This window comes from Brucella oryzae (assembly GCF_041929965.1).
GTDB lineage: Bacteria > Pseudomonadota > Alphaproteobacteria > Rhizobiales > Rhizobiaceae > Brucella > Brucella oryzae.
Map to the genome: position 1 here is coordinate 99,048 of NZ_JBHEEO010000010.1, position 13,707 is coordinate 112,754.

Consider the following 13,707-nt stretch of genomic DNA (forward strand, 5'->3'; position numbering starts at 1 on the left):
CATATTGAGATAACGTAATACTCACATTTCACCTGCAGATACAAAATCCAACTAGACTCCTGCTCATGATTGTTCCATTTATTGCTGATAATTGGGTGGGTTAAATCATGGATCAGCAGCGTTCGGAATCGACCAACTCGGTCGAAAATTCCGCTTTTTCAGGTAGTTTATCGGTCGAAGACAAGATCGAACGAGCTCGAACAGAGCTTTTAGATCTTTCAGCTCGAAATCGCTTGTTGAACGTGCCGCGTTTTTCAAAGAGCGCGAAGACTGTCGATATCATCGATGAAAAAGCGGCAGAAGTATTTCGAATTCTCGTGACTGAAGGCAAGGTAATGACCTTCCTTGCAGGCGCGAAAGGACGTGAGAAAACCGGGGAAGACGCTGATGGCGAGGAGCTTATTGAGCTCGCACTCCCGGACGATGACGAGCGCGATAAGCAAGGCAAGCTTGTTCGACATGGAGATACCAAGCTACAGACCAAGATGACGCCGAATGCTTTGCAGAAGCGCCTTCTGGACCTTTATTTTGACGCGCGCACGCTCGAAGAAGAGCAAGGCGTCAATATTCTATTTCTTGGCCTCGGAACGCTGAAGTGGATCGACCCGAACAATAAAGAGAATAACCGATATGCTCCCCTGATATTGGTGCCAGTCATATTGGAACGCGGGACCGCCGGTGAACGGTTTAAGCTACGGGCGCGGCAAGAAGATTTCTCGTCCAATCTGTCCTTGGAAGCGTTACTTGACCGTGTCCACGCGATCAAAATGCCCGAGTTTGAGGCAACAGACGATTTTTCATTTGAAGATTACGCGCAGAAAGTTGCCTCTTGTATCGCTGTTAAGCCGGATTGGTCAGTACAGCCTGACGACATCGTTCTTGGCTTCTTTTCATTCGCCAAATTCCTGATGTATCGGGATCTCGATCCTGCTCTATGGCCAACCCACGCCAAATTTACAGATACGCCTCTTATTAGATCTCTCGTCTCTGACGGATTTGAACGCGATGATGACCTGATTTCTGACGAGGCTAATATTGATGCCGTCATCCAGCCATCTGAGATGACCCATATCGTCGATGCAGATAGTTCCCAGTCTGCAGCCATTCATGAGGTTAAACGAGGTAAGAACCTTGTAATTCAGGGGCCTCCCGGAACAGGGAAATCGCAGACAATTGCCAATATTATTGCTTCGGCAGTTGCTGATGGGAAAACCGTTCTGTTTGTTGCCGAGAAGATGGCGGCTCTGGAGGTCGTAAAACGTCGGCTTGACGCTGCTGGTGTCGGCGAAGCTTGCCTTGAGTTGCACAGCAATAAAGCGAACAAGAAAGCCGTACTGCACGACCTCCAAAAGACATGGGACTTAGGCTCACCACGCGGAAATTTCGATGGCGCGATAGATGATGTCTTGCTCGATCTTCGTGACAGGCTGAACGATCATCCCAAGAGGCTCCACCGTCTATATGAGCCATATCGACTTTCAGCTTATACAGTCATAGGTCATCTGTCTCGACTTCGTCGGGAAGGCATGGCACCGTCAGATATCGAGCTTCATAATGCGGTGGAGTGGACACCTGGTCATCGCGACGAAGTGTCAAAGTTGCTTATGGAGCTCGCCGAACGCATTCGCGACATTGGACTACCTTCTCGACACCCTTGGCGTGGTGTCGGGATAACGGGTATCTCACCTCTCGATCTTGAACGACTGGCCGTACGCATTCAGAACTCAAGCACAGCATTCGCGGAATTGCTCGAAAGGATGCAAGAAACGACGACGGCGCTTCAGCGTGCGAATGTCGTCGATCTTCAAGATTATCAGAAATGCAAGAAGCTAGCAGACAGACTCGCTAGCTGTCCCGATACCATTGCGAATGATGCGCTTTCAAATGATGTATGGGCGAGTTCGATCACCGAGATCGCTTCCTTAGTTCAAGATGGAAAGAAGTTAGCGAATGTTGCTGAAAAAATTAATGAAATCTTAACATCGGAAGCTTGGGGGTCTGAACCTGCAGAACTCGTTTCGCAGTTCTCGCGAGTACCTGCAAATTTCTCAGATGCAGCTTTTACGACCGTTGAACAATTAAGAACCCTTTTGCCGCGATTGCTGACAGCGGTGCGATCATTGCAAGCATTGCTCGGGGTAGACGATATAGGCTCATTGGCTTCGATTGAGCGGATGGTCGTAATCGGCCAACGCGTGGCGAATGCCCCAGACGCAAGCCCGGACGCGTTTGTTGCAGCTATTTGGGAACGAGGGCTTGATCAGGCCGGTGATCTTGCTGAAGCCGTAGCCACACTACAAAACGCGCGATCAGAACTTACAGGAAAGGTTACTGATCACGCCTGGGAAGTCGATCTCGTTGCGGCGAGAACCGCTTTGGCGGTTCACGGAAAGCGAATGCTCAAATTCCTGAGCGGGGATTGGCGTTCTGCCCGATCATTGCTCAAAACGGTATTGGTTGGTGAGCCTTCCGTCGACGAAACGTTGCGTATTCTCGACTTTCTTCAGAAGGGCAAGCAGGCCAGATCGACTATACGAGACGGAGATGCTCTTGGCCGTTCCGCCTTTGGAGCGGACTGGCGCGGTGAGAAGACAGACCCCAAGCCACTTGAAGATTTGGTGCTTTGGATGCGTAGCCTGCGGGGTGTCAGCACTGAGGCACGGCAGATCGCAAGCCGTCTTTCGAACAAAGCCGCAGTTGGCACTAGCGCAGAACAAGTACAAGGCATCTTGGAAGAAGCCCGCAGACTGACTCATGCTCTGTGGTTGGAACTGTCCGATAAGACGCAGATTCTCTTCCCTGGCGCTACCGGAGCAGAAGACGCGCATTTATCGCAAGTCCTTAGATTGGTGGATGAGCTCGGCCAAGCTGAGCAGGAAGCCAAGACGCTCCTTAAGCGCGATCTGGCGACAGCAGGTGAACGTTCGAAAATTTTCCAAGTGTTAGGCCTTGCCATTGATCTGAAAGCAAAGGTAGACGGTCAGGGAACGCTTTTAGCTTCAGCATTTGGTCAACGTTGGGAGGGCATTGGATCCGATTGGGATGCACTCTCTCTTCTGTTCGATTGGGTTCAGCAAAATGCAGACATACGTCCTTTAGCTGCGACAATAGCTGATCGGGGAGACCTGGCCAGAAAAACGGGAGCGACGCTTGACGATGCCGGTACCTGGGTCGGCGAATTCTCAGCGATCCTTGATTACCTACAGACCGATCCGGAAACACTTTTTGGAGCCAACAGGGTTGAGGAAGTTCCCTGCTCCGAATTGCAGGAGCGGTTGCAAGTTTGGTTGACCTCACGGGAACAGCTATCGAAATGGACCGCCTACCGTAATCGCGCCAATGCCGCAAATGATGCAGGCGCAGAACTAATTGTTGAACGTCTGGAAGACGGTCGTGTCACTCCAGACGGCGTAATGTCATATTTTGAGATGGCATTTTACGAAGCCATCCTACGTGATCAACATAGACACGATCCGGAGTTAGCTCGTTTCGATGGCGAGGTTCACGGAAGGCTGGTAAATGAATTCGCGCGCCTTGACATGGACAGGATGGGACTGTCACGACTGGAAGTCGTTCGTTCACACCATAAACGTATTCCGGGCAAGAGCGGTGTTGGCCCCGTCGGCGTGCTCAGATCTGAAATGGCTCGTCGCCGTGGTCACATGCCAATTCGTCAGTTGATGACCAGGGCGGCTCCAGCAATTCAAGCGCTGAAGCCCGTCTTTATGATGAGCCCGCTGTCCATTGCACAGTTTCTGCCACCTGCACAACTCACCTTCGATTTGCTCGTTATGGACGAAGCTAGTCAGATACAACCTGTTGACGCCATTGGCGCTGTTGCCAGAGCGCGGCAGGTGGTTGTTGTAGGCGACGAAAGACAGTTGCCGCCAACGCGCTTCTTCTCGAAGATGACTTCAAGCGGCTCGGAGGACGACGACGAACTTGAAGGCGCACAGGTTTCAGATATCGAGAGCATTCTCGGTCTGTTTTCTGCGCGTGGTCTGCCGGAGAAAATGTTGAGATGGCATTATCGTAGCCGTCACCAGTCACTCATCGCAGTTTCAAATAGCGAGTTTTACGAAAACAAGCTGTTTATCGTTCCTAGTCCGTACACGCACGAAGCCGGAATGGGGCTCCGATTCCATCAAGTTGCAGGCGGAACCTTTGAAGAGGGCGTTAACAAAACTGAAGCAAAGGCCGTGGCCAAGGCTATCATCAAGCATGCTCTTGAGAACCCTAACCAGTCACTGGGTGTTGCTGCTTTTTCGATCAAACAGCGTAGAGAAATTCAGGATCAGCTAGAAATCCTGCGACGGCTTAATCCTGAAACTGAAGCCTTCTTTCATTCGCACCCAACAGAACCGTTCTTTATCAAGAACCTAGAAAACGTTCAGGGTGACGAACGTGATGTCATTTTCATTTCAGTGGCCTACGCCCGCAATGCCCAAGGGTACATGGGGATGAGGTTCGGCCCACTTGGAGCAGAGGGTGGTGAACGACGTTTGAATGTTTTGATTAGTCGCGCCAAGCAACGCTGTGAAGTCTACGCGTCCATAACCGATGAGGACATCGATTTGGAGCGCGCACGAGGCAAGGGCGTAGCTGCATTCAAGCTCTTCCTTCATTTTGCCAGAACCGGACGGCTTTCGCTATCCAAGCGTACTGAACGCGAGATGGACAGCGTCTTTGAAGAACAGGTCGCTGCAGCATTGACCGAGCGTGGCTACCAGGTCCATCCGCAAGTAGGTATTGCTGGGTTCTTTATCGACCTCGCGGTCGCCGATGACGCGGTACCAGGGCGGTATTTGCTCGGTATTGAATGCGACGGTGCGGCATATCATGACTCTCGTTCAGCTCGCGACCGTGATCGTTTGCGACAAGCTGTTCTCGAAGCGCATGGCTGGAATATTCATCGCATATGGAGCACCGATTGGTTTCAACGCCCAAATGCTGAGCTCGAAAAGCTGATTGCCGCGATAGAACGTGCGAAGGTCAATACACTTGAACTCGAAGGTGACACAGAGAAGAAGCGCAAAGCAGTCAATGTGGAGATCATCACCATTGATCGTGATGACGTGACTGAAATCGGGCTACTGCCGAAGGATGTGATCGAAAACGCAACTCCCCTTTATAAGGAAGCGTCAATCACGCCAGCGATCCATGTTGAACTTCATGAAACGCCTATCGGCATTCTGGTTGAACACATTAAGGAAATTGTGGAGGTCGAGGGCCCTCTTCATCAAGACGAACTCGTCACTCGGCTCAGAAGCGCGTGGGGATTACAAAGAGCAGGCCAGCGCATCAACAGCCACGTAACCGTGGCAATATTGGCGGCCGCCCGAAACAAGCACATCAACATCGAAGGGCAATTCCTGCTTTGGCCAAATGGTGAAATCAAGCTTCGTGATCGAAGCGAAGTTACCTCGCTCAGCTTGCGCCGCCTCGATATGCTTCCTCCAATGGAAATTGATCAGGGACTTCGACAATTGGTCGAGGCGAGCTTCGGTGCAACGCCAGATGAAGCAATCAATGCGATTTCGAGAGCGCTTGGGTTCAAATCAACAAGTGGTCAATTGAGGGAACATATCCAAGCGAGAATTGGCTATTTGCAAAAGGCCAATATACTTGAGGAACGAGATGGGCTTCTCACACTCAAGACAACTTAAAACCGAAGAAACTCCGCACCTGCTTCTGCCCCGATTGCGGCAGAAGCAGGTGCGTTTAACGTCACATCAATTATTTGGTTTCTGGATCGCTATGATGGTTATCGCTTGGCAATGTTTTAGGGTGTCAGGTTTGAAGCGTTTAAGTTTCTGAGCGCTGACCGTGTTCAGAGAGGCGATTTTTAACGTGGGGGCAGAATGAAAAATTATGTAGCTTTCGTCGCGATCCTGATTGCGGCTATGTCGTTTTCCAATTTCGCGGATGCACGCAATACCCCCTGCTCTGGGAAGAAGGGCGGCGTTGCGCGTTGTACCGCCGATGGCAAGTTTCTCTGTCAGGACGGCTCAATCAGTAAATCCAAGCGACTGTGCACTAGAAAGTAGCGGTCGTATGGTTCGAATGATAATGGCCGCGCTTCTCTGTGTGAGCGCTTTGGCCGCTCATGCCGCTGAATTAATTGGACGAGCCTCAGTGATCGACGGTGACACAATCGAGATACATGGCGCGCGCATTCGACTGAGTGGGATTGACGCCCCCGAAAGCGCGCAGACCTGTAAGAATGCGGAAGGCAAGTTATATCGTTGCGGCCAGCACGCGGCCCTAAAACTGGATGCATTCATTCACGATGCACAGCCGGTCACTTGTTTCCCAGTGGATCGGGATCGGTACGGCCGAACCGTTGCGACATGCCAAACAAGCCAAGGCCAAGACATCGCCGCATGGTTGGTCGAGAACGGTCTCGCATTGGATTGGCCAGTTTATTCCAAGGGAGCATACGAAAACGTGCAAGACATTGCTATGCGAGCCTCTTCAGGCCTTTGGCAAGGCGATTTCATTACGCCATGGGAATGGCGAAAACTACCGAAAGCACAGCGTCGATGAGCCATGGAAACTCAATGAAATCGAGCAGGCTCACATACGCTATCGGCGACGTTCACGGGCGTGCAGATTTACTGGAAAAGTTGCTGGATCAGATTCAGCTTGATGCTGATCAGCGAGCGGTCGAGTATCGCATTATCTTTTTAGGAGACATCATTGATCGCGGGCCTGATAGCAGGAGGGCGATGGACTTGGTACATGCAACGCTCCATGCTTCTCCCAATAGTCGCCTAATTCTCGGCAACCACGAGGAGTTTTTCTTAAGAGTCCTTGATTGCAACCAAGAGAGTGAACGTGTTCGGGATCACTGGTTAGATAAAGGCGGATTCGAGACGCTAGCGTCATATGGTCTTCTCGATTGCAGTGACGTCACGCACTTGGCTGAGGAATTCAAGAAACGTTTTCCTCATCACCTGGCAATGATGCGACAAGCCGAGAACCTTGTCATCGACGGAAACTATGCGTTCGTCCATGCAGGCGTTCGACCGAACGTCTCTTTGAAAGACCAACGAGAGAAAGACTTGCGCTGGATCAGGGGCGAGTTCCTCAACCATACGGATGCTCATGAGAAGATCGTTGTCCATGGTCATACAGTTACTGCATCGCGTAGGCCGGAAGTTTATTCAAACAGAATAGCGCTGGACACAGGAGCTTATGAAACAGGAACCCTAAGCGCAGCCGCGATAACTCCAAGGAACAATCCAAGGCAAACAAATTTTATCCAGGCTTTCGCAGCGCAACGTTCTTTGAAACGATAGGTGTTTAATCTATCGTTTCAATCTCCTCAATATTTTCCGCTGGAATAGCACGCCTGAACAGAAGACAAGAATCTATTCCTGCCCTCTTGTATTCAGGCTTGGTCATTAACCAGGCGTACTCCTCCAAAATATCTCGAACAAAATTAGGATAGCGGTCGTTTTGACGAGTGTGTTCAATTGAGAAGAAGGGGTGCATCGCATCCAATGCTTCACTGCCTGGTATGACGATCTTTATGACTCTCGGGTTTCCGCGCTTTGTAATTAAGGGCAGCAGGTCACTTCGCCCGGAAAACTCCAGTAAACGGCGATCAAATTCTGATCCAAGGAAAAGATAGTCATAACCGTTCATAAGTTCCTTCAACGAAATAGCCGCATGCAGTTGATTCTCACGATAAATGAGAGAACCTTTATCGACCGCATCACTAACCAAATCATCGGTAAGTATATTTCTCAAACCAGGGATCGTACATCTGAGCCACTCTACGCGATCAGCAACTGATAGTGGCTTTATCCCCTCAGATATAATCTCCTGCGCTTCAAGGTCGGTTAAACGCGTTCCATGAAAAATACGCACATGATTGCTTTTGATCCAATCGAGGGTTACGTCGATGATGACCTCAATGTCGACGCTTTCTTCAAATGCATCCAACGCATCTTCCTTAAACTCAAACTTGTCACGCTTCAGTTTTAGGCGAGTTTCTTTTGATAGATGAGCTTCAAGAACATGGTGTAAATCGAATAACCATTCAGTGGCATCGAAATCAATTATCATTAATTATGTCCCCGTCGCAATATCTGCTCATCGAGTAACTTTCTCTTTGAAATATTCGTCGCTTTTTCAACGCGCTTTAATGATTGAAAAATAAACCACTTTGTTTCAATGATCATTAGTATATTGGCAGTTGCCGTACGCCACGTTCGCGTTTTGAAAAGGTACGAAAGACAGCATAGCTGTCGGACCGGACAATGAATCTATCAATCATCTTCTTCCAAAGGGCCGCCCTTTGATAAAAACTCTGTCGGGTCCCTCGCTTCTACGTGGCCAAGAAACTTTATCTCGAACTTCCTGTTACCGACGCGAATTATCTGAGGACTATCTATTTCGACGATGGCGAGCAATTCAGCCAAACGCTCACTAGGCTCAACGTCGAGTAGCTTTTCGTTCGCCATTAACTAATCTCCATGCGAAATACAGCCCACATATTTCGCGAGCTGCTAACATTCTCCCAATTTAATATTTACGAAATCACTTCGAATTAACCTTAAATTCTGGTGATCCCGTAGGCATTCAGAGTGTACAATGAACCAATCGCCACACATTCTATTGGATACCTGCGTGATTTCTCAGTTCACGTACAAGAATCCTTCTGAACACCTTATCACGTGGCTCAGGACATTTCCGGAAGATTCTTTAGCGATTTCAGTGGCAACCGTCGTAGAAATTCAGAAAGGCATAGAGAATTTAAGGGCTGCCAAATCACCCCGCGTTCAAGCATTTGAGACTTGGCTTGATGAACTTTTGACCACAGACATCAACTGCATTCCGCAGTGTACGAAAGTGGCAAGACTTCAAGGTAGAATGGTTTCTGTACCCGCCCTCAAGAATCTTTGGGTTCCAGATTCCAATGCAAAATCGCCAAAATACGGACAGGATCTGCTCATCGCGGCCACCAGCATCTGTCACAACATTCCGATTGCAACGATGAATATCAAAGATTTTGAAGCCATTCACGAGCACTTCCGTTTACCCGGATTAATTGATCCAAGCACCTCCGTCTGGCACATTTCGCCGTCATGGCCTCCACAATCCTTGCCTAATGACCGATCAAATGTCTTGACGTAACTAATATATCCATTATTCTGGATATATGGAAACAGAAGAAGCTATAACCGCACTCGCAGCACTCGCCCAATCGACAAGGCTCGACACCTTTCGACTGTTGGTGAAACATGAACCTGACGGTCTTCCTGTCGGAGAACTCGCTCGGATGCTGGATGTACCGCAGAACACGATGTCTGCACATCTGGCGACACTGTCTCGCGCTGGGCTTGTGAACGGCGAACGTCAGAGCCGCTCGATCATCTATCGCGCTGATCTCGACCGATTTAGAGAACTGACCCTTTTCATGATCAAGGACTGCTGTGGCGGCAGTGCCGAGCTCTGCGCACCTCTTATAAAAAGCCTGACACCCTGTTGCGAACCGAAGACGGTCGCCCAGTAACACAAGGCCGCTGAATTCGGCCTTCCATAAACGGACTGATAAAATGACGGATCGGATCTACAACGTGCTCTTCTTGTGCACGGGCAATTCCGCACGCTCAATTTTGGGCGAGGCAATTCTGAACAAGGATGGCGAAGGACGTTTTCACGCCTATTCGGCTGGCAGTCGGCCAAAAGGCGACGTTCATCCTCTCGCAATCAAGGAACTGGATGCTCTTGGCTATTCCACGGAGAACCTGAGTTCAAAAAGCTGGGATGTGTTTTCAGGTACCGACGCCCCTCAGATGGATTTCATTTTCACGGTCTGTGACAACGCTGCCGGAGAGGCTTGCCCTGTCTGGATTGGCCATCCTATGACAGCCCACTGGGGCATTGAGGACCCTGCCGCTGTTGAAGGAAACGACGCAGAAAAGCAGCGCGCCTTTGCACAGGCCGCCCGTTTTCTGAAGAACCGGATATCAGCATTCCTGAACCTTCCCCACGCCACGATAGACCGCATGGCGCTTCAAAATCATCTGAAAGAGATCGGCACCATGGAAGGTAGCACACAGACAAATGTGGAGAATAACTGATGTCCACATTCGAACGTTATCTGACGGTCTGGGTGGCTCTTTGCATTGTCGCAGGTGTAGCTCTTGGCCACTTCTTTCCGACAGTATTCCATGCAATCGGGTCTGCTGAAGTCGCCAGGGTCAACATTCCAGTCGCTATTCTTATCTGGCTCATGATCATCCCCATGTTGCTGAAGATCGATTTCAGCGCATTGAGACAGGTCACTGAGCACTGGCGTGGCATCGGCGTCACGCTCTTTATCAATTGGGCCGTCAAACCATTCTCTATGGCACTTCTCGGTTGGCTATTTATCGGCTGGCTGTTTCGCCCTTATCTGCCTGCAGACCAGATCGACTCCTACATTGCCGGGCTGATTATTCTGGCCGCCGCCCCTTGCACAGCAATGGTGTTCGTCTGGTCCAATCTGACCAAGGGGGAGCCGCATTTCACGCTGTCGCAGGTCGCCTTGAACGACGCGATCATGGTTGTGGCATTTGCCCCTATCGTCGGGCTACTGCTCGGACTGTCGGCAATTACTGTCCCGTGGGACACGCTTATTCTGTCGGTTGTCCTCTATATCGTCATTCCGGTGATTATCGCGCAAATCCTACGCAGAAGCATTCTCGCCAGCGGCGGACAACAATCCTTCGATGCAATGCTCAGAATGCTACAACCGCTGTCTCTGATTGCGCTTTTGGCGACGCTCGTTCTGCTATTCGGGTTTCAGGGAGAGCAGATCATCACACAGCCCATGATCATTGCGATGCTGGCCGTGCCGATCCTCATTCAGGTCTATTTCAACTCCGGCCTCGCCTATCTGTTGAACCGAATTTCAGGCGAGCAACATTGCGTCGCCGGTCCCTCGGCGTTGATTGGCGCATCCAACTTCTTCGAGCTGGCAGTAGCAGCAGCAATCAGCCTTTTCGGCTTCTCATCTGGCGCGGCGCTCGCAACAGTGGTTGGCGTTCTTGTTGAAGTGCCGGTCATGCTCTCGGTCGTCTGGATCGTGAACCGCTCAAAGGGTTGGTACGAACGCGGTGCCAATCAAAATCCAGTCACCGAAACAGGAAAACTCTAATGTCAGTTACGATCTATCACAATCCGAACTGTGGCACCTCTCGCAACACATTGGCCTTGATCCGTGCCAGCGGCGAAGAGCCTGTCGTCATTGAATATGTACAAAATCCGCCTTCGCGAGAACGATTGGTCGAATTGCTCACTGCAATGCAGATGACGCCTCGTCAACTCCTTCGCGAGAAAGGCACACCATATGCCGAATTGGGATTGTCCGATCTAAACTGGACCGATGACGAACTGGTCGACTTCATGATGGCGCATCCTATCCTGATTAATCGTCCAATCGTGGAAACGTCGCTTGGCACCAAACTGTGCCGTCCGTCAGAACTGGTTCTCGACATTCTGGAAAACCCGGTGTCGTCATTCACCAAAGAGGACGGAGAAGTCATCACCTATGAAAGATAGTCCCGCTGACATGGACCTGCCGAACCTCGATCAGGATTCCTTCGCATTGCCTGACCTGGATGCATTACGTGCCGACTTTCCAAAGCATAAGCCTCGTATCCTTTTGCTCTATGGCTCACTTCGTGACCGTTCCTATAGTCGGTTTCTGACGCTGGAAGCACAGCGCCTTCTCGATGCGATGGGTGCTGAAACGCGTGTCTTTCACGCCAATGGTCTTCCTTTGCCAGACGATGGTTCAGCAGAGCATCCGAAGGTGCAAGAACTGCGTGAGGCAATGCTTTGGTCAGAAGGGCAAGTCTGGACCAGTCCCGAACGTCATGGAGCCATGAGCGCTGTCATGAAATCGCAGATCGACTGGATTCCATTGCCGGGTGGTGCAATTCGTCCGACGCAGGGCCGAACTCTGGCATTGATGCAGGTATCCGGCGGATCGCAGAGCTTCAACGCTGTCAATCAGATGCGCATTCTGGGGCGCTGGATGCGAATGATCACCATTCCAAACCAGTCATCCGTTGCAAAGGCATGGCAGGAATTTGACGACGCTGGACGGATGAAACCTTCATCGTTCTATGATCGCGTGATGGACGTAATGGAAGAACTAATGAAGTTTACACTTCTGACGCGTGGCATCTCGGATCATCTCACAGACCGTTATAGCGAGCGCAAGGAAGAAGCTGCCAAACTCGAAAAGCGTGTTTCGTTGAAATCAATATGAGCGCTGAACGGCTTCCCATTGCGGCCATCGCCGGTCTCGGACTGACCCAGAATATCGGTTACGGCACTTTATATTATTCCTTCAGCATTCTCGCGCCATCCATGGCGCGGGACTTCTCCGTTTCCAACGAATGGATTTTCGGAGCACTGTCGGTTGCCTTGCTAGCCGGGGGCTTTCTGGCTCCCTGGTTAGGCAAATGGATTGATCGTTACGGCGCAGGTCGCATGATGACGATAGGCTCGATACTGGCCGCCGTCTCTCTCATACTGTGTTCGCTTTCTCCAAATGCTTTGATGTTTGCAGGTGCGCTAACGATCATCGAAATCGCCGCAAACCTCGTCCAATATGGAGCAGCCTTTGCATTATTGGTGCAATTAGCTCCAAATGTTGCCCAGCGTAGCATCACCTATCTGACATTGATTGCAGGCTTTGCCTCGACAATTTTCTGGCCCATTACAACAACCCTTCAACATTGGCTTACCTGGCAACAGACCTATTTGCTGTTCGCTTGCCTCCATTTGTTTCTCTGCGTGCCGGTACACCTTTTGCTCGTGCGTTCTATTGCAAAGAGTGGTCGGAAACGATCAACGAATGGAACAGTCACAACCGCCTTTTCAGGTGATCTGCCTGCCCATCAACGGCGCAAAGGTTTCGTACTGGTTCTCGTAGCATTCTCGTTGCAAGCCCTCGTTGCGGCGGCCACTCTGGTCCATATGGTGCCGATGTTGGGCGCGCTCGGTCTCGCAGGTTCTGCAGCATTTATTGGCGCGATATTCGGACCTTCTCAGGTAGCCAGTCGCCTGATCAACATGCTTGGTGGCAAAAACCTCACTCCGATCCGTCTGGCAGTAATCTCTGCCTCCTTGATGGGGCTAGCCCTCATTGTTCTGCTATTCGGAGCTCCATCCATTATTGCGACGATAATGTTTGCCTGTCTTTTTGGCTTCGGAAACGGTCTATTCAGTATTGTCTCCGGAACATTGCCGCTGTCATTATTCGGCAGTGACGGCTACGGTGCCATGCAAGGCAAGATCATGTCAGCCAGACTAATCATTTCGGCCACTGCGCCATTCGCGATGGCATTGGGCTTGGAAACGTTCGGTGTGAAAACCAATTTAGCCGTCATGATTGGAACAAGCCTTCTCTCCGTCATCATACTTTTCTGTATCACCCGTCTTCGCGAGAACAGCATCCGTAGAGCTTGAATGTCTTGTCAGATCCAGAATGCAAATTCATTCAGATCGCCGAAAATTTCCAGTTGACTCCTGAATTATGTTCACTCTATGTTCCATGCATGAAACACGCGCTCGCCCATTTCCTGTTGCTGACTATGCTCCCTATTGAGCTTGTCGCTCGCGCGCGTCGAATACGTAGCTTCTGAGTTTTGAACCCCGCAGTTCATAGGCGGCGTAAGTTCATACGCCATACTCAGAGGA

At 50.5% G+C, this 13,707-nt stretch carries 13 protein-coding genes; 11 read left to right on the forward strand and 2 right to left on the reverse strand.

From position 1 onward, the window contains the following. The first annotated feature begins 107 nt into the window (after positions 1-107). The 4 genes from JNC70_RS12895 (at position 108) to JNC70_RS12905 (ending at position 7,301) form a co-directional block, all read left to right on the forward strand. The gene (locus tag JNC70_RS12895) at positions 108-5,666 is read left to right on the forward strand and encodes a DUF3320 domain-containing protein (RefSeq protein ID WP_374788605.1); all 5,559 of its coding nucleotides are present in this window, start codon (positions 108-110) and stop codon (positions 5,664-5,666) included. A 237-nt stretch (positions 5,667-5,903) separates the two neighbouring features. Next, a complete protein-coding gene (locus JNC70_RS22875; protein ID WP_510185729.1) occupies positions 5,904-6,047 on the forward strand; it encodes a YdcA family protein in 144 nt (47 codons plus the stop codon). 22 nt (positions 6,048-6,069) lie between these two features. Next, positions 6,070-6,546, forward strand: a complete 477-nt coding sequence (locus JNC70_RS12900; RefSeq protein WP_374788606.1) for a thermonuclease family protein — start codon at positions 6,070-6,072, stop codon at positions 6,544-6,546. A 14-nt stretch (positions 6,547-6,560) separates the two neighbouring features. Continuing rightward, entirely contained in the window at positions 6,561-7,301 is a 741-nt protein-coding gene (locus JNC70_RS12905) for a metallophosphoesterase family protein (RefSeq protein WP_374788607.1), read from the forward strand. 4 nt (positions 7,302-7,305) lie between these two features. On the opposite strand, the gene JNC70_RS12910 is transcribed toward JNC70_RS12905, so the two are convergent. Both JNC70_RS12910 and JNC70_RS12915 read right to left on the reverse strand, forming a co-directional pair. Beyond that, positions 7,306-8,073, reverse strand: a complete 768-nt coding sequence (locus JNC70_RS12910; RefSeq protein ID WP_374788608.1) for a hypothetical protein — start codon at positions 8,071-8,073, stop codon at positions 7,306-7,308. Positions 8,074-8,276: 203 nt separating this feature from the next. Continuing rightward, a complete protein-coding gene (locus JNC70_RS12915) occupies positions 8,277-8,471 on the reverse strand; it encodes a hypothetical protein (protein WP_374788609.1) in 195 nt (64 codons plus the stop codon). Between the two features lie 130 nt (positions 8,472-8,601). Here JNC70_RS12915 and JNC70_RS12920 point away from each other — a divergent pair, with 130 nt between their 5' ends. Genes JNC70_RS12920 through arsK form a run of 7 tightly spaced genes read left to right on the forward strand, consistent with a single transcriptional unit; the run spans position 8,602 to position 13,476 of the window. After that, complete coding sequence (locus JNC70_RS12920) at positions 8,602-9,144, forward strand: PIN domain-containing protein (protein WP_374788610.1); 543 nt, start codon at positions 8,602-8,604, stop codon at positions 9,142-9,144. A 25-nt stretch (positions 9,145-9,169) separates the two neighbouring features. After that, positions 9,170-9,523: an ArsR/SmtB family transcription factor gene (locus tag JNC70_RS12925; protein ID WP_112591815.1), complete on the forward strand. Its 354-nt coding sequence runs from the start codon at positions 9,170-9,172 to the stop codon at positions 9,521-9,523. Positions 9,524-9,566: 43 nt separating this feature from the next. Then, on the forward strand, positions 9,567-10,094 hold the full coding sequence (locus JNC70_RS12930; protein ID WP_374788611.1) for an arsenate reductase ArsC: 528 nt from the start codon (positions 9,567-9,569) through the stop codon (positions 10,092-10,094). After that, positions 10,094-11,152: an ACR3 family arsenite efflux transporter gene (gene arsB, locus JNC70_RS12935; RefSeq protein ID WP_374788612.1), complete on the forward strand. Its 1,059-nt coding sequence runs from the start codon at positions 10,094-10,096 to the stop codon at positions 11,150-11,152. The genes JNC70_RS12930 and arsB overlap by 1 nt, the downstream gene beginning before the upstream one ends. Beyond that, a complete protein-coding gene (arsC, locus tag JNC70_RS12940; RefSeq protein WP_374788613.1) occupies positions 11,152-11,556 on the forward strand; it encodes an arsenate reductase (glutaredoxin) in 405 nt (134 codons plus the stop codon). Before arsB ends, arsC begins: the two co-directional genes overlap by 1 nt. After that, positions 11,546-12,271 (forward strand): arsenical resistance protein ArsH, encoded by a 726-nt coding sequence (gene arsH / locus JNC70_RS12945; protein WP_374788614.1) that lies wholly within the window; start codon positions 11,546-11,548, stop codon positions 12,269-12,271. The genes arsC and arsH overlap by 11 nt, the downstream gene beginning before the upstream one ends. Continuing rightward, entirely contained in the window at positions 12,268-13,476 is a 1,209-nt protein-coding gene (arsK, locus tag JNC70_RS12950; RefSeq protein ID WP_374788615.1) for an arsenite efflux MFS transporter ArsK, read from the forward strand. The genes arsH and arsK overlap by 4 nt, the downstream gene beginning before the upstream one ends. Positions 13,477-13,707: the final 231 nt, after the last annotated feature.

Excerpts from the sequence above, each read along its gene's own strand:
- JNC70_RS12895 (WP_374788605.1), top strand. The coding sequence starts at position 108 with ATGGATCAGCAGCGTTCGGAATCGACCAACTCGGTCGAAAATTCCGCT.
- JNC70_RS22875 (WP_510185729.1), top strand. The coding sequence starts at position 5,904 with ATGTCGTTTTCCAATTTCGCGGATGCACGCAATACCCCCTGCTCTGGG.
- JNC70_RS12900 (WP_374788606.1), top strand. The coding sequence starts at position 6,070 with ATGGCCGCGCTTCTCTGTGTGAGCGCTTTGGCCGCTCATGCCGCTGAA.
- JNC70_RS12905 (WP_374788607.1), top strand. The coding sequence starts at position 6,561 with ATGAAATCGAGCAGGCTCACATACGCTATCGGCGACGTTCACGGGCGT.
- JNC70_RS12910 (WP_374788608.1), bottom strand. The coding sequence starts at position 8,073 with ATGATAATTGATTTCGATGCCACTGAATGGTTATTCGATTTACACCAT.
- JNC70_RS12915 (WP_374788609.1), bottom strand. The coding sequence starts at position 8,471 with ATGGCGAACGAAAAGCTACTCGACGTTGAGCCTAGTGAGCGTTTGGCT.
- JNC70_RS12920 (WP_374788610.1), top strand. The coding sequence starts at position 8,602 with ATGAACCAATCGCCACACATTCTATTGGATACCTGCGTGATTTCTCAG.
- JNC70_RS12925 (WP_112591815.1), top strand. The coding sequence starts at position 9,170 with ATGGAAACAGAAGAAGCTATAACCGCACTCGCAGCACTCGCCCAATCG.
- JNC70_RS12930 (WP_374788611.1), top strand. The coding sequence starts at position 9,567 with ATGACGGATCGGATCTACAACGTGCTCTTCTTGTGCACGGGCAATTCC.
- arsB (WP_374788612.1), top strand. The coding sequence starts at position 10,094 with ATGTCCACATTCGAACGTTATCTGACGGTCTGGGTGGCTCTTTGCATT.
- arsC (WP_374788613.1), top strand. The coding sequence starts at position 11,152 with ATGTCAGTTACGATCTATCACAATCCGAACTGTGGCACCTCTCGCAAC.
- arsH (WP_374788614.1), top strand. The coding sequence starts at position 11,546 with ATGAAAGATAGTCCCGCTGACATGGACCTGCCGAACCTCGATCAGGAT.
- arsK (WP_374788615.1), top strand. The coding sequence starts at position 12,268 with ATGAGCGCTGAACGGCTTCCCATTGCGGCCATCGCCGGTCTCGGACTG.